The organism is Sulfuriferula plumbiphila (assembly GCF_009938015.1).
In the GTDB taxonomy this organism is placed as follows: domain Bacteria; phylum Pseudomonadota; class Gammaproteobacteria; order Burkholderiales; family Sulfuriferulaceae; genus Sulfuriferula; species Sulfuriferula plumbiphila.
This window is the reverse complement of the sequence record NZ_AP021884.1, coordinates 2865370-2879469: the sequence shown is the minus strand read 5'-3', so window position 1 is coordinate 2879469 and position 14100 is coordinate 2865370. Positions and strand designations below refer to the sequence as shown.

The following is a 14100-nucleotide window of genomic DNA, read 5'->3' as shown; positions in this document are numbered from 1 at the left end:
TTACTTGCCCATGTGCGGGGAAGAAGAATAACGCTCCATCACGGAACGATCTTTCCACACCTTTTCATCCAGCACGGCGGCGGGAATGGAAAACTGGTTTTCCTTGTCCACGGCCTTTTCCTTGACAATCTTGATGACATCGGCATAAGCAATTTTGTGCAGAAGGCCGCCGCTGTCAGTCATGCGCGCAATCATGGCGGTCTCGAACATCTTGTAAACGTAGATATTGGCGGGACGCATTTTCCCGTCCGGTGCACGCCAGGTAATGGTATAACGGGTGTTTTCCTTGAAATTGCTCTTGTCCACTGCAAAACTCCTGTAATTGCTGAGCGAGTGCTCGGTTGGAACCCAAGTGCTAATGCGGCCTAGCACAGAAGAATATAGAAATTGCTAATACTCTAACATGTAATTTCTGGCCTCACAATGCGCGGCCAGGGCCATTAAAGCCAAATAAAATTTACCAAAAATATTTTATGGGGCTATAAAATGAACGGTTTGCCTAGTGAGTGGAATGTAAGCGACAATATTAGAAGAATATAATACGCTACTATTTAATCAATCAAGAATAATCAATCAGTTAATGAACGCTATCGTCAAAATCGAAAATCACGACAAGCAGGAAATCAAGTTCACCACCTGCTATATGTGTGCCTGCCGCTGCGGTATCAAAGTCACGCTGGAGGAGGACAAGGTCCGCTTCATCCAGGGTAACCGCAACCATCCAACCAACCAGGGCGTGCTGTGCGCCAAGGGCTCGGCGGGGATCATGAAGCAGTACTCCGCCGCCAAGCTGCGCAAGCCGCTGCTGCGCAAGCCGGGATCCGAGCGCGGCGCCGGCGAATTTGTGGAAATCGAGTGGGATGAAGCGCTGGATATGCTCACCGAGCGTCTGGGCAACATTCGTGCGACGGATCCTTCCAAATTAGCCTTTTTCACCGGGCGCGACCAGATGCAGGCGCTCACCGGCCTGTGGGCGCAGCAGTTCGGCACACCCAACTGGGCGGCGCATGGCGGCTTTTGCTCGGTTAACATGGCGGCTGCCGGGCTCTATTCCATCGGCTTTTCGTTCTGGGAATTCGGCGCGCCGGACTGGGATTACGCCAAGTATTTCATCATGTGGGGGGTGGCAGAGGACCATTCCTCCAACCCGATCAAGATCGGCCTGGAAAAACTCAAGCGCCACGGCGGCAAGTTCGTCTCGGTGAATCCGGTGCGTACCGGCTACTCCGCCATTGCCGACGAATGGGTCCCGATCAAGCCCGGCATGGATGGTCTGCTGGCCTTGTCGGTGGTGCATGTGCTGCTGTCGCGCGAGTTGTTCGACTGGGAATTCCTGATCCGCTATACCAACTGCGCCTGGCTGGTCGTCGATACGCCGGGGCAGCAAGGCAACGGGCTGTTTCTGCGCGATGAGGCGGGCAACCCGCTGGTGTGGGATATGGAAAAGGAAGCCTTCGTCAACGCTCTGGACAAGGACATCGCGCCGGCGTTGTTCGGCGATTTCGTCGCGCCTGATGGCCGCCCGGTACGCACCGTGATGAGCCTCACCGCCGAGCGCTATCTGGACGATCGCTACGCGCCGGAAAATGTCGCCGAAGAGTGTGGCGTGGCGGCCGAAACCATCGAACGTATGGCGCTGGAAATGGCGCATGTGGCATTCAAGGAAACTGTCGAACTGGATATCGAGTGGACCGACAGCTGGGGCCGCAAGCATGACAAGGTAATTGGCCGGCCGGTGGCGATGTATGCCATGCGCGGCATTTCCGCGCACTCCAATGGTTTCCATGCCTGCCGCGCAGTGCATTTGATCCAGATGCTGCTGGGCGCGCTGGACGGTCCGGGCAATTTCCGTGCACGGGCGCCTTATCCCAAACCGGTGCCCCCGCATCAGTTGCCGGAAAACAGCCTGGACGTGATCAATGCGCCCAACACGCCGCTGTCGCGCACACCGCTCGGCTTTCCGATGCGTCCGGAAGATCTGGTGATAGACGCCGACGGCAATCCGCTGCGCATCGACAAGGCATATTCCTGGGAGATTCCCATTGCTTCGCACGGCCTCATGCACATGGTGATTACCAACGCCACCAACCATGACCCGTATGCGATTGATACGTTGATGCTGTTCATGTCGAACATGGCGTGGAATTCCACCATGAACACCAAAAATGTCCAGGACATGTTGCGCGAGAAAGACCCGGAAGAACCCGGCCAGCACAAGATTCCGTTCCTGGTGGTGGTGGATGCGTTCCATTCCGAAATGGTCAACTTTGCCGATCTGGTACTGCCGGATACCACGTATCTGGAGCGCCACGACACCATCTCGTTACTGGATCGCCCGATTTCCGAGCCCGATGCGGCGGCCGACGCAATTCGCTACCCGCTGATCAAGCTCGATCGCGACGTGCGCCCGTGGCAAGAGGTATTGGTGGAAATGGCCTCGCGCCTCAAATTCCCGGCATTTACCAATGCGGACGGTACGCGCAAGTTCAAGAATTATCCCGATTTCATCGTCAACTACGAGCGCTCGCCTGGTGTCGGCTTCCTTGCCGGCTGGCGCGGCAAGAACGGCGAGAAGTCCCTCAAGGGCGAGCCGAATCCGAAGCAGTGGGAAAAATATATCGAGAACGAATCGTTCTTCGCTCACCACTGGCCGGACAGCCAGAAATATAACCGCTTCGCCAATAAGGAATATCTGGACGTCGCGGCGGAGGTGGGTTTCATCGGCAAGTCCGAGCCCATCATCATGCAGGTTTATTCCGAGCCGCTGCAAAAATTTCGCCTCGCCGGACAAGGTTTGTACAACGGCCCGCAGCCCAACAACCAGACTGACCGCGAGCGCCTGGCCAAGTATTTCGATCCGCTGCCGCTGTGGTACAAGCCGCTTGAGCAGGAGCGTGTGGACGAGAACGAATATCCCTTCTTCGCCCTGACTCAGCGCCCCATGCTGATGTACCATTCCTGGGATTCGCAGAACGTGTGGCTGCGCCAGATTCTGGCGCAGAACTACATGTACATGAATCGTGGCCAGGCTGCCCGTATGGGGTTGCAGGACGATGACTGGATCTGGGTCGAGTCGCACAACGGCAAGATTCGCTGCCAGATGCGTACCATGGAAGGCACCCAGGAAAACACCATCTGGACCTGGAACGCCATCGGCAAGCAAGGTGGCGCATGGGGTCTGAAGCCGAATGCCTCGGAGGCTACAAAAGGCTTTCTGCTCAACCACCTGATTTCCGAGTTGCTGCCTGCCAGGCAGGGCGAACGCCGCATTACCAATTCCGATCCGGTTACCGGGCAGGCTGCGTGGTTTGACCTGCGTGTCAAGATTTCCAAGGCCCTGCCTGGTGAAACCGGCAGCTGGCCGGAATTCCCGGCCCTCAAGCCGTTGCCGTGGGACGATGGTGCGCGTCCGGATGTGTTGCGCTACAGTACCCGCAGCGACGACAAGCCCGGCGAATAACAATCAGCCCGATCCCTAATTCGCCGGGTGGCACTGCCGCCCGGCTTGATTAATTTGAAAGTATCAACATGAGACTAGGCCTCGTTATTGACCTTGACGTATGCGTGGGTTGCCATGCCTGCGCCATCGCCTGCAAGGAGTGGAACGCCTCCGGCACCACCGCGCCCTTGACCGACTACCAACCCTATGGCGCGGAGCCTTCGGGCGTCTGGTTCAACCGCATTCGCAGCTACGAAGTGGGTGAGTACCCCAACAACAAAACCATCAATTTTCCGATGTCGTGCATGCATTGCGAGGACGCCGACTGCGTTACCGTGTGCCCTACCGGAGCTTCTTACAAGCGCGCCGAAGATGGCATCGTGCTGGTGGATCAAAACAAGTGCATGGGCTGCAATTATTGCTCGTGGGCGTGCCCTTATGGTGCGCGTGAGCTGGATCGTGAATCCGGCACCATGAAAAAATGCACGCTGTGCGTGGATCGCATCTATGATCAGCAAATCCCGATGGAAGAGCGCCAGCCGGCCTGTGTGCTGACCTGCCCGGCGCACGCGCGCATGTTTGGCGATCTGGATGATCCCAATTCCGCAGTCAGTAGCGTGGTGCGTGAACGCGGCGGCTATCAATTAATGCCTGAATTGGGCTATAACCCGACCAACCATTATTTGCCGGTACGTAAGGCCAAGCCGATTCCGACAGAAAACCTGGGCAAGCCCGGTTTCAAGGATAAGATCAAAGGCATCGCCAACCGTATTGTAAAGCGTTAATTTCGCGCACTCGTCATAAGGGAATTCGAATGCATCCCGCATTTTCTGTCATATTTTTCACCGTCAGCTCTGGCGCCGGCTTTGGTTTGTTTGCATTGCTGTATCTGACCGATCTGTTTGGTTTGAGCGGCGGCCTGCCAATCGAGCAAAAACTGGTGGCGGGCGCGCTGGCCCTGGTGCTGGTGGCGGCGGGCCTGGCTTCGTCCATGTTCCACCTTGCCAACCCTAAAAATGCCTGGCGTGCCTTCAACCGTTTCCGTACCTCCTGGTTGTCACGGGAAGGCGTGTTCGCCATGGCGTTTTACCCATTTGCGATAATTTACCTGGGGCTGACCTGGCTGGTGGTGCCTGAACTGGAAGTGTTGCGCCTGACGGCTGGTGCGCTCGCTACATTGTTGGCGTGGATCACCCTGTTCAGCACCGGCATGATCTACGGCTGCCTGAAAACTATCCGGCAGTGGAATTCACCACTGGTGCCAGCCAATTACCTGACGCTAGGGCATTTTACAGGCGCGTTGCTGTTGCTTGCCGTGGCAGGCCATGGCAGCGTGGTACTGACGGGCTATGTGTCACTGGTGCTGGCCTTGCTGGTGGTAGCCGCTTCACTCAAGGCAATCTATTATTTCTGGATTGCCGGTCCGGGGGCAGGTCCTACCATCAAGACCGCCACCGGTTTTACGCGAGGCACGGTCAGACTGCTGGATACGGGGCACACCCATGGTACCTTTCTGACCCAGGAGTTCGGTTTCCAGGTGGCGCGCCAATTTTCTCTGGTGCTAAAAGCCTTCGTGTTCGTAGCCGGTTTTGTTATGCCGGCACTGATTCTGACACTGGGTGGCGACGTCAGCGTCGCGATTTACGCTGCTGCGGTGACGGCATTGCTGGGAATGGTGGCTGAGCGCTGGTTGTTTTTTGCCGAGGCGCGCCACGTGATTAATCTGTATCACGGCGCCCAGCATTGCTGAAACAAAACTTTAACAGAGTATTTGCAGAACAGTAGTATTTTGCTATATTAGCATTCTTTAAACTGTAGCAGCGGAGCAGGCGACTATGTACGGCTTCAAGGAAGTGGATGCGGCAGGACTCGAAACGTTGAAAACCTCGGGCGCATGCGTGCTGATTGACGTGCGCACGGATGCCGAAGTGTCACGCGGCATGATTGACAACGCCATGCACCTTCCGCTGCATTTATTGCCCATCAAGGCGCAAGATATACCGCAGGACAAGCCGGTGGTGTTTTATTGCCAGTCTGGAGGCCGTTCGGCGCAGGCATGTGCATTTATGGCGGCTAAAGGTTTTGGGAACGTCTATAACCTGCAGGGCGGGATTATGGGCTGGATGCGTTCCGGAAAGCCGCTGGCTGCTGTGGCATGAGGATCGTTGGGCAGGAAGTGCGGGTGGTTGCAATTATCGCCTGACTGGTTTATGTTTCAGCGCTTTCCATTTTTTAGACACTAAGGAGATTTTAGGATGAATTTCGATAAAGAACTCGACGCCCGTGGTTTAAACTGCCCATTGCCGATTCTGCGCTGCAAAAAATCGCTGGCTGACATGCCAAGCGGCCAGGTGCTGAAAATTGTCGCAACCGACCCGGGGGCGATTAAGGATTTTCAGGCTTTTTCAAAGCAGACCGGCAATGAATTGTTGTCTTCTGCCGAGGCGGGTGGCGAGTATACTTTCTTCATGAAAAAGAAATAATTAAAACAATTATAATTGGCCGGTTAGGGTGGCAGGGCGTTGGGTATTTAGGCGCAGAGTCTAAACCTTAAACATTATAGGAGGCAGGCATGGATCAGAAGAAACTCGCTATCATCGCAACCAAAGGTACTCTGGACTGGGCATATCCGCCGTTTATTCTGGCGTCGACCGCAGCGGCGCTGGACTACGAAGTGCAGATTTTCTTTACGTTCTATGGTTTGCAGTTGCTGCGCAAGGACATGTCTGTTCTCAAGGTAAGCCCGCTGGGTAACCCGGGTATGCCGATGAAGATGCCTTTCGGTCCCAAGTGGTTCCGTGGCATAAACTGGAATATCCCTAACGCAGTGCAGTCTTTGGTGCCTGGCTATGAGTCTGTGGCAACCAGCCTGATGAAGCAAACCATCAAAAACAACGGCGTGGCTACTATCCCTGATCTGCGTGAAATGTGCCAGGAGGCCGACGTTAAATTCATTGCCTGCCAGATGACGGTTGAGCTGTTCGGTTTTGAGCACGGCGACTTCATTGACGGTTTGGAATACGGTGGTGCTGCCACGTTTTTTGAGTTTGCCGGTGAATCGGATATTTGTTTGTACATTTAATGTTCTGGGTTGTCGCGCAGGGAACGATGTGCCGCAACGGGTAGTTAAGGCCGGGGACACAATCCCCGGCTGTTCGCCTCAACGGTTTGGTTGACCATGCCAGGCTGTCACTTCGACGGAACGTCTGCGTGCGCCGTCTGTCATATTCGAGTATGGCCTATGATCAGGCTTTGTGTGGCTTTGGCTTGAAATTTTATATACTTGGCGTAAGGTAATACCTTACCAGTTTTGTCAACTATTTGGCATGGTTAACCGAAGGGGTGCATATGGCAACTTACGCTGAAATGCGCGAAATTTATGACGATATTCGTAGCGACTTCCGCTACGATCATGAGTTGAACGGCTGCCTGAATTGCGGTATTTGCACCGCTACATGTCCGTCCGCTCAATTTTATGATTACAGCCCGCGCGAAATCGTTCAGCTGCTCTGGACCGAGAATGTTGAGCAAATTTATGACGCGATGCAGGAAAAAATCTGGGCGTGTGCCCAGTGCATGACTTGCGCTGCGCGCTGTCCGTTCAAGAATTCCCCGGGCGGCCTGGTGATGATCATGCGTGAAGTGTCCATCAAGCATGGAATGCAGTCTGCCAAGGACGTGCTGCGCCCATTTGGTCGTGTGATGCTGAAGCTTATCACTACTGGCAATCAGCTCTCGCCAGACATGATTCAGCCGGATCACTTCCCTGACTGGGGCCCCAATATCCAAAAAGTTGAGGGCGATCTCAAGACGCTGCGCAAGGCAATTCCGGTGCGCACGCTGCAGACCACCGATACCGCCTGGGAAGTCTCGCTGAAAACTTCGGTTGAGATGTATACCATCTGGGAAATGACCGGCGTATTGTCCTCGCTGGAAGCAATGGACGAAAACCTGTTTGACGTAATCGAAGATTTCATCGACGAGAAGCGCGAAGAGTACGAAGAGTGGCTGGAAGAGCAGGAAGACAACTGATTGTTCGGCTCGACCTTAAGACTAAGCACATTTAATTCAGGAGCTTGACCATGAGCAATATTGTGGATAGCAACGAAACCCAAGGCATAGCTGGACACGGTTCTTTCTTCCAGCAAACCAGCCTCTCCGGAGCCGAAGCCGCAAAAGCGACCGAGTGGGTGCGCAAGCACGTAGACAAGCGCACCGTCGATCTCGGTGAGCGCATGGATGACATTCGCGATCACATGTGGGAGCTGGAGAAGGATGGGCAGATCATCGTTCATCGCATCACCGATGCACATAAACCGGTTGAAGTGCAGACCCTGTTCGGCTGGACCAAAAAAGTGCCAACCATGCAGCTGTGGCACCACAAATCCTGCGGACAGTGCGGCAATATTCCCGGCTACCCGACTTCACTGCTGTGGTTCATGAACAAGTTTGGTTTCGAGCCCGGCAAGGACTACCTCGATGAAACCGACCAGACCTCCTGTACCGCCTGGAATTACCACGGCTCCGGCATCGGCAACGTCGAATCCCTGGCCGCCGTGTTCATGCGCAACTTCCACCAGGCCTACATCTCCGGCAAGCAGCATGGTTTCGAGGCAGGCCACTTCTTCCCGCTGGTGCATTGCGGCACCTCCTTCGGCAACTACAAGGAAATCCGCAAGTACCTGGTCGAATCCGCCGAACTGCGCGAACGCGTCACCAAGATACTGGGCAAGCTGGGGCGACTGGTGGACGGCAAGCTGGTGATCCCGGAAGAAATCATCCATTACTCCGAGTGGGTGCACGTGATGCGCAACCGTATCGCTTCCGAACTGCAGACCATCGACGTGTCCAACATCCGCGTCACCATGCACGCGGCCTGCCACTATTACAAGATGGTGCACGAGGATGCGATTTACGACCCCAGCGTGCTGGGTGGCAACCGCACTGCTGTGGGCAGCTCCGTTGCGCTGGCCCTTGGTGCGCAGCTGATCGACTACTCCACCTGGTACGACTGTTGCGGCTTCGGCTTCCGTCACATCATTTCCGAACGTGAATTCACCCGTTCCTTCACCATGGATCGCAAGATTCGTGTGGCGCGCGAAGAGGCCAACGCAGACGTGATGCTGGGCATCGACACCGGTTGCATTACCACCATGGACAAGAACCAGTGGATCGGCAAGGCGCACGACAATGATTTCGCCGTGCCTATCATGGCTGATGTGCAATTTGCTGCGCTCGCCTGTGGAGCCGATCCGTTCAAGATTGTGCAGCTGCAATGGCACGCTTCCCCCTGCGAGGAGCTGGTGGAGAAAATGGGCATGTCCTGGACCGAAGCCAAGAAAACCTTCGAGGCATACCTCAAGGAAGTCGAGGCCGGCAATATTGAATACTTGTATAACCCTGAATTGGCACTAGGAGCGAGCTAAATGTCTGATACTGTTTTGGTTGTGGGCGCAGGCCCCACGGGCCTGTCCGCCGCGGCTGGCGTAGCCTCTATTGGCAAGAAGGTTGTTCTGGTTGAAAAAGAGGCTGTTCTGGGTGGCGCGCCCATCCTGTCCGGCTACGCCAAGCTGGTGCCATCCGGCGAATGGGCCAAGGACGCCATCGGTCGCATGGTCAAGCGTGTTGAAGACAATGCCAATGTGACCATTCACAAGTCCACCAAAGTGGTGAAAGTGGAAGGCGAAGCAGGTAATTTCACCGTGACCCTGTCGAATGGTCAAAGTGTCAATGTCGGTAGCATCATTCTCGGCACCGGCTTCACCCATTTTGATTCAATTAACAAGCCTGAGTGGGGCTTCGGCACCTACGAGGATGTGCTGACCACCACCCAGATGGAACAAATGGTGTCCAGCGGCAAGATTGCCTGCCCGTCCGATGGGCGTGTGCCCGAACGCGTGGCGATCCTGTTGTGCGTTGGTTCGCGTGATCGCCAGATCGGTCGCGAGTGGTGCTCGAAGATTTGCTGTACCGTATCCACCAATCTGGCCATGGAAATCAAGGAAATCTCCCCGCAAACAGACGTGTTCATCTATTACATGGATATCCGGACTTTTGGCTTGTACGAAGACAAGTTCTACTGGAAATCCCAGGAAGAATACAAGACCAAGTTCGTCAAGGCGCGTATCGCCGAGGTTACCAGATCTGCCGATAACCGTCTGCTGGTCAAGGGTGAAGACACGCTGGTAAAGCGTCCTATCGTCATCCCGATGGACATCGTGGTTCATGCCATTGGCATGGATCCAAGCGAGGAAAACCCTGAGCTTGCCAAAGTGTTTGGTATCGGCCTGGAAAAACACGGTTTCGTTGAAAAAGGCGAACAGTACACCAGCAGTTTTAGCAGCACGCGCCGCGGTATTTATGTGGGCGGCGCAGCGTTGGGCCCGGAAGATATTGATACCAGCATCTCTCATGGTCTGGCTATGGCCATGCGCGCTGTTGGTGACATGAATGCTCTGGTTCAAAAAGCAGCCTGACAGCGCGGTTCCTGCCGGTGAGGCTGACGCGATTGTGCCTGCCGCGCTGCCAGTTGCGCTTGATCCCGGGCAGTTCCAGCAGCACTTTGCGCAACTAGGACGGCAGGCAGAAGAAGGCGTGGAGCTGGAAGCCCTGCTGGCCAGCCTGCGGATGAAGAGCCAGCTGTTTTCCGGTTTGCTGAACGCACAAGCCTTGCCGTCGTTGTCGATGGATGGCATCGAAGCGTTGCTGGAAACGGTGTTTTCCGCCCGGCGCCGGGTATTCCCTGCGCTGCAGGCTTTGGGTGTTGAAGTTACGCGCGGAGCGATTCAGGAACTGCTGTACGGAAATATGGCGCTGGCTGAACGGCTGCAGAAATTTTCCGGGATCGTGCCGCTAGACGAAACGGCAGACAAGGAAACGCGCAAGCAGGCTGCAAAAAATCGGCGTGCGGCATTTGATTTCGGTGCGGAGATGCTTCACTTCAATAATCCGGTGAAGTATCCGCTGATGACGCGCTGGGTGTGGGACCAGAATACGGTAAGTGGCGCATTACGCGAATTTATCCGGGGTAATGACTCCCTGCCTGACGTGCCGCTGGGTAATAGCCCGGAAATGTTCGAGGGTGCGCGAGCCTGGCTGGCGGAGCAGATTGCCGGGCAGGGCCTGTACAAAGATGTGCCGTTCTGGATTGATCTGATACTGGCACAGGCTTACTCCGAATATTTCCGCTCGATGGCGGAAGGTATGCTGAGCGCAGATTTTGGCCGGGGTATAACCCCGCAGGAGCAGTTGAAAAAGTTTCTCGGAATAGATGCAGAACGCAAAGCCGGACAGTCCAGGGTCAAGCGCGACATGGCCCGGTAGGTCCATGCTTGCGCGAAATTAAAATGGGGCAGCTGGTGCTCCCGGGTTTTAGATTTTAGGAGAAACTTCGATGGCAATTCACGAAAAAACACTGATCGACGCCGATCGCCTGATTACCAGCGACAAATTAGTGGTAGACGGTGTGGACGTGTCAGGTCACTGGAACACCATGATCCTGCCGCGCACGCTGAAGGATTATGATGATGATTTTGAAACAAAAATCAAAACGTATTCCGGTGCCGAGAACGTTCACCGCTGCTGGCAGTGTGGTTCCTGCACCAACTCCTGCACGATGTATGCGCAGAATACCGACTTCAACCCGCGCTACTGGATTTATCTGGTCCGTCTCGGCCTCAAGGATGAGCTCCTCAAGGACAAGGACATCATCTGGCAGTGCGTGTCCTGCAACAAATGCACCAATATCTGTCCGAAAGACGTGCGTCCGGAAGGGGTAATGAAAGCCCTGGCGCACTGGATCGAAGAAGAGGGTTACGGCAGCAAATCCAATTCCAGCATTTTTGACGAGGAGTTTACCCGTCAGTGTCTGGAACGTGGTCGCATTGAAGACTCTGAAGTCATGAGCAATTTCTTCAAGAATTCCAAGCAGGACATGATGCAAATGGCGCTGCATGGCTGGCTGGGTATTTTTGTTGCGCGCATGAACAAATGGACTGAATTGCGCCAGGGCAATGTGATCAGATTCCTGTCCCGCACCCCCATCATGCATTCGCTGCATATGGGGCTGTCGATGTTCTTCAAGCCAAAAACGAAGTCCTGGGGTCGTACCGGTGACGTATTGAAACAGTATGTGAAAGAACAGAAGGAGTTGGCACATGGCTAAAGTTGCCTACTATCCGGGTTGTGCGCTGGAAGGTTCCGGCGGCCCTTATGATCGTTCCACCCGTGCGCTGGTCAAGAGCCTCGGTCTGGAAATGGAAACTCTGCAGGACTGGAACTGCTGTGGCGCGATGGAAGTGAAAAACGTTCACCCCATGCTGCAAACCTACATGTCCGCCCGCAACATGGCGATCGCCAGTGAGCAAATGGGTTACGACACGGTCATGGCTCCCTGCAACGGCTGCTATCACAACCTGAAAAAGGCCGAGTACGAACTGGCCACCTCGGATGAATCACTGAAAACCCTGCAGGGTTTGGCTAAAAAATCCGACGATCCGGTATACAAGGGTGATGTGCGGACCATTCACCTGCTCGAGTGGCTGATGGAGGATCTGGGTACCGAAGGGATCAAGCAGAAAATCTCCAAGAGTCTGAATGGTATCAAGATAGCTAACTACTACGGTTGCATGTACACGCGTCCGCGCCAGATTTTTCCTGAAAAAGATCAGGGGCCCGGTTCCGAGTCCAGCTACAAACCGCACTTTATGGATGACCTGCTCGGTGCGGCTGGAGCAATCAATGTGGACTTCCCGCTGAAGACCGCATGTTGTGGTGGTGCGCATACCCTGTCCGATGCGGATACGTCTACCCAGCTGGTGCTGAATATCATCCAGGCTGCGGAAGACGCCGGTGCGGAAGTGATTGCTACTGAATGCCCGACCTGTCACTCCGGCCTGGAAATGCATCAGGTGCGCGCCGAAACCGAATTCGGCATCAAGACCAACGTGAAAATTCTGTACTTTACCCAGCTGCTGGGTCTGGCCATGGGGTTGTCGGCACGCAAACTGGGTGTGCATGAAAACGTCAGTGACTCCCTGGATTTCCTCCATGCCAAGGGCGTAGTCTAAGCACCAAGCGCGGCCTGCGCCGCAATCCGCGGGCCGGTAATAATTGGGCGCGTACACCGCGCCCAAGTTATTTTAGCCTGTTATTTTAGCCAACCAAATAAACGCGCCATAACACAACAATATGGAATGCAATGGCTGCGAGTTCCGCCCGGAACTCTACTATGATGACCAATACCAGATTTGGGCACGCCGCGAGGAAGACGGTAGTCTGACGGTGGGCATGACGGATATTTCGCAAACCGTGGCGGGAAAAATTCTGCATGTGCGCGTGCGCCGCCCAGGTACCTTGCGCCCTGTCGGTAAACCCGTCGCCACCATAGAGAGCGGCAAATGGGCAGGTCCCGTGCCTAACGTATTCGATTGCGTAATCGAAGCAGCCAATCACAGCGTGCTGGAAGACCCGAATCTGCTGAATATCGAACCCTACGAAGCATGGATTGCGCGTGTAAGGCCTTCTGGCACCGTGGAACAAGCCCTGTCCGTCATGTTGACAGGGGATGCAGCGCAAGCCGGGTACTGCGAGCGTACCCGGCGTGAAGACCTACACTGTGAACGAGGTGCACGCTGATGGCAGACCAGCATTATCTGGACAACGAGGAAAAATCCGTTGTCATCGTCATGACCAGCGGTCCATCAACGCCGCACCGATGCGCCACGCCGTTTTATATCGGCTCAATACTCGCTTCGATGGATTCCGATGTGCACATCTTTTTCACCATGGAAGGCGTAATGCTGGCCAAAAGAGGTGTGGCAGAAAATCTTTCGGCGATGAAAGGTGGCAAAACCATCCTTGAATTTATTCGCGATGCCAAAGCGGCTGGGGTAAAATTGCACCTGTGCAAGCCGGCGATGCCTGGCTACGAGCTCGATGTCAGCGATATCATTGCTGAGATTGATGAGGTATCCAATGCGGGTGCACTTGCCGATTTGATTTTGAGTAGCGACAAATCCATGTACTTCTGATTTGACGCTATGGACCAGAATTTCGCTTGATTTTGCGGAACCGTTTGCAAAAAAACGTTGCAGACACTAAATGTTTGACTGAATTTCATTCTGAGGAGAAATGAGCATGGCAACAGTACGCGGTTGTAACCTTCCTGACGATCTTTTCTATAACGTTGACAACAACGTCTGGGCGCGGCGTGAAGCGGACGGCACCCTTACTATCGGCATGACCGCCTACGCCTGCTCGCTGGCGGGCGAGATTGTGTCGTATACCCCGAAAAAAGTGGGTAAGGAAATCGAACAGAACAAATCGGTTTGTACGGTTGAGTCCGGCAAATGGGTAGGTCCGGTGAAAGCTCCGGTGACCGGCGAAATCCTTGCCACTAATCCGGATGTGGCTGGTAAACCCGGCACCATCAACGCTGACCCCTACGGCAGCGGCTGGCTGGTAAAAATGAAACCTACCAACTGGGATGGCGAATCTGGTGCACTGATCACCGGTGGTGCAGTCGCCGGCGCGTTCGAAACCAAGATGGGCGCCGACGGCTTCGGCGGCTGCTAAACGCAGTCGCATTTGATTCAGTAGGGGCGATGTCAAATCGCCCCTATTGTTTTCTGAGGTTTTCACCCCTGCAGTAAATGGGGTTT

General features: G+C 54.7%; 16 protein-coding genes. 15 read left to right on the top strand and 1 reads right to left on the bottom strand.

Going from position 1 to position 14100, the window contains the following annotated elements:
* Positions 1-306 carry a hypothetical protein gene (locus GZH91_RS14885; RefSeq protein ID WP_147070072.1) on the bottom strand — a complete coding sequence of 102 codons (306 nt, stop codon included), beginning with the start codon at positions 304-306 and terminating at the stop codon, positions 1-3.
* Positions 307-580: 274 nt separating this feature from the next.
* Between GZH91_RS14885 and GZH91_RS14880 the strand changes: the two genes are divergently transcribed.
* From GZH91_RS14880 to GZH91_RS14810, 15 genes are all read left to right on the top strand, one after another.
* Positions 581-3460: a molybdopterin oxidoreductase family protein gene (locus tag GZH91_RS14880; protein ID WP_147070074.1), complete on the top strand. Its 2880-nt coding sequence runs from the start codon at positions 581-583 to the stop codon at positions 3458-3460.
* Positions 3461-3528: 68 nt separating this feature from the next.
* Positions 3529-4224, top strand: a complete 696-nt coding sequence (locus GZH91_RS14875; RefSeq protein ID WP_147070076.1) for a 4Fe-4S dicluster domain-containing protein — start codon at positions 3529-3531, stop codon at positions 4222-4224.
* A gap of 29 nt (positions 4225-4253) precedes the next feature.
* Positions 4254-5189 (top strand): dimethyl sulfoxide reductase anchor subunit family protein, encoded by a 936-nt coding sequence (locus GZH91_RS14870; RefSeq protein WP_147070077.1) that lies wholly within the window; start codon positions 4254-4256, stop codon positions 5187-5189.
* An 85-nt stretch (positions 5190-5274) separates the two neighbouring features.
* Entirely contained in the window at positions 5275-5598 is a 324-nt protein-coding gene (locus tag GZH91_RS14865) for a rhodanese-like domain-containing protein (protein ID WP_147070079.1), read from the top strand.
* Positions 5599-5694: 96 nt separating this feature from the next.
* Positions 5695-5922 carry a sulfurtransferase TusA family protein gene (locus GZH91_RS14860; protein ID WP_147070081.1) on the top strand — a complete coding sequence of 76 codons (228 nt, stop codon included), beginning with the start codon at positions 5695-5697 and terminating at the stop codon, positions 5920-5922.
* Positions 5923-6011: 89 nt separating this feature from the next.
* Complete coding sequence (gene dsrE2 / locus GZH91_RS14855; RefSeq protein ID WP_147070083.1) at positions 6012-6521, top strand: sulfur carrier protein DsrE2; 510 nt, start codon at positions 6012-6014, stop codon at positions 6519-6521.
* Positions 6522-6787: 266 nt separating this feature from the next.
* On the top strand, positions 6788-7471 hold the full coding sequence (locus GZH91_RS14850) for a 4Fe-4S dicluster domain-containing protein (protein ID WP_198415327.1): 684 nt from the start codon (positions 6788-6790) through the stop codon (positions 7469-7471).
* Between the two features lie 50 nt (positions 7472-7521).
* Positions 7522-8865, top strand: a complete 1344-nt coding sequence (locus GZH91_RS14845; RefSeq protein ID WP_147070085.1) for a heterodisulfide reductase-related iron-sulfur binding cluster — start codon at positions 7522-7524, stop codon at positions 8863-8865.
* Entirely contained in the window at positions 8866-9915 is a 1050-nt protein-coding gene (locus GZH91_RS14840) for a CoB--CoM heterodisulfide reductase iron-sulfur subunit A family protein (RefSeq protein ID WP_147070087.1), read from the top strand.
* Positions 9890-10762: a hypothetical protein gene (locus GZH91_RS14835; RefSeq protein WP_147070089.1), complete on the top strand. Its 873-nt coding sequence runs from the start codon at positions 9890-9892 to the stop codon at positions 10760-10762. The genes GZH91_RS14840 and GZH91_RS14835 overlap by 26 nt, the downstream gene beginning before the upstream one ends.
* Positions 10763-10832: 70 nt before the next feature.
* Entirely contained in the window at positions 10833-11603 is a 771-nt protein-coding gene (locus tag GZH91_RS14830; RefSeq protein WP_147070091.1) for a 4Fe-4S dicluster domain-containing protein, read from the top strand.
* Complete coding sequence (locus tag GZH91_RS14825) at positions 11596-12507, top strand: CoB--CoM heterodisulfide reductase iron-sulfur subunit B family protein (protein WP_147070093.1); 912 nt, start codon at positions 11596-11598, stop codon at positions 12505-12507. Before GZH91_RS14830 ends, GZH91_RS14825 begins: the two co-directional genes overlap by 8 nt.
* Positions 12508-12628: 121 nt before the next feature.
* Complete coding sequence (locus GZH91_RS14820) at positions 12629-13075, top strand: glycine cleavage system protein H (protein ID WP_147070095.1); 447 nt, start codon at positions 12629-12631, stop codon at positions 13073-13075.
* Entirely contained in the window at positions 13075-13470 is a 396-nt protein-coding gene (locus GZH91_RS14815) for a DsrE family protein (RefSeq protein WP_147070096.1), read from the top strand. Before GZH91_RS14820 ends, GZH91_RS14815 begins: the two co-directional genes overlap by 1 nt.
* Before the next feature lie 106 nt (positions 13471-13576).
* On the top strand, positions 13577-14014 hold the full coding sequence (locus GZH91_RS14810; RefSeq protein ID WP_147070098.1) for a glycine cleavage system protein H: 438 nt from the start codon (positions 13577-13579) through the stop codon (positions 14012-14014).
* Positions 14015-14100: the final 86 nt, after the last annotated feature.

Excerpts from the sequence above, each read along its gene's own strand:
- GZH91_RS14880 (WP_147070074.1), top strand. The coding sequence starts at position 581 with ATGAACGCTATCGTCAAAATCGAAAATCACGACAAGCAGGAAATCAAG.
- GZH91_RS14875 (WP_147070076.1), top strand. The coding sequence starts at position 3,529 with ATGAGACTAGGCCTCGTTATTGACCTTGACGTATGCGTGGGTTGCCAT.
- GZH91_RS14870 (WP_147070077.1), top strand. The coding sequence starts at position 4,254 with ATGCATCCCGCATTTTCTGTCATATTTTTCACCGTCAGCTCTGGCGCC.
- GZH91_RS14865 (WP_147070079.1), top strand. The coding sequence starts at position 5,275 with ATGTACGGCTTCAAGGAAGTGGATGCGGCAGGACTCGAAACGTTGAAA.
- GZH91_RS14860 (WP_147070081.1), top strand. The coding sequence starts at position 5,695 with ATGAATTTCGATAAAGAACTCGACGCCCGTGGTTTAAACTGCCCATTG.
- dsrE2 (WP_147070083.1), top strand. The coding sequence starts at position 6,012 with ATGGATCAGAAGAAACTCGCTATCATCGCAACCAAAGGTACTCTGGAC.
- GZH91_RS14850 (WP_198415327.1), top strand. The coding sequence starts at position 6,788 with ATGGCAACTTACGCTGAAATGCGCGAAATTTATGACGATATTCGTAGC.
- GZH91_RS14845 (WP_147070085.1), top strand. The coding sequence starts at position 7,522 with ATGAGCAATATTGTGGATAGCAACGAAACCCAAGGCATAGCTGGACAC.
- GZH91_RS14840 (WP_147070087.1), top strand. The coding sequence starts at position 8,866 with ATGTCTGATACTGTTTTGGTTGTGGGCGCAGGCCCCACGGGCCTGTCC.
- GZH91_RS14835 (WP_147070089.1), top strand. The coding sequence starts at position 9,890 with ATGCTCTGGTTCAAAAAGCAGCCTGACAGCGCGGTTCCTGCCGGTGAG.
- GZH91_RS14830 (WP_147070091.1), top strand. The coding sequence starts at position 10,833 with ATGGCAATTCACGAAAAAACACTGATCGACGCCGATCGCCTGATTACC.
- GZH91_RS14825 (WP_147070093.1), top strand. The coding sequence starts at position 11,596 with ATGGCTAAAGTTGCCTACTATCCGGGTTGTGCGCTGGAAGGTTCCGGC.
- GZH91_RS14820 (WP_147070095.1), top strand. The coding sequence starts at position 12,629 with ATGGAATGCAATGGCTGCGAGTTCCGCCCGGAACTCTACTATGATGAC.
- GZH91_RS14815 (WP_147070096.1), top strand. The coding sequence starts at position 13,075 with ATGGCAGACCAGCATTATCTGGACAACGAGGAAAAATCCGTTGTCATC.
- GZH91_RS14810 (WP_147070098.1), top strand. The coding sequence starts at position 13,577 with ATGGCAACAGTACGCGGTTGTAACCTTCCTGACGATCTTTTCTATAAC.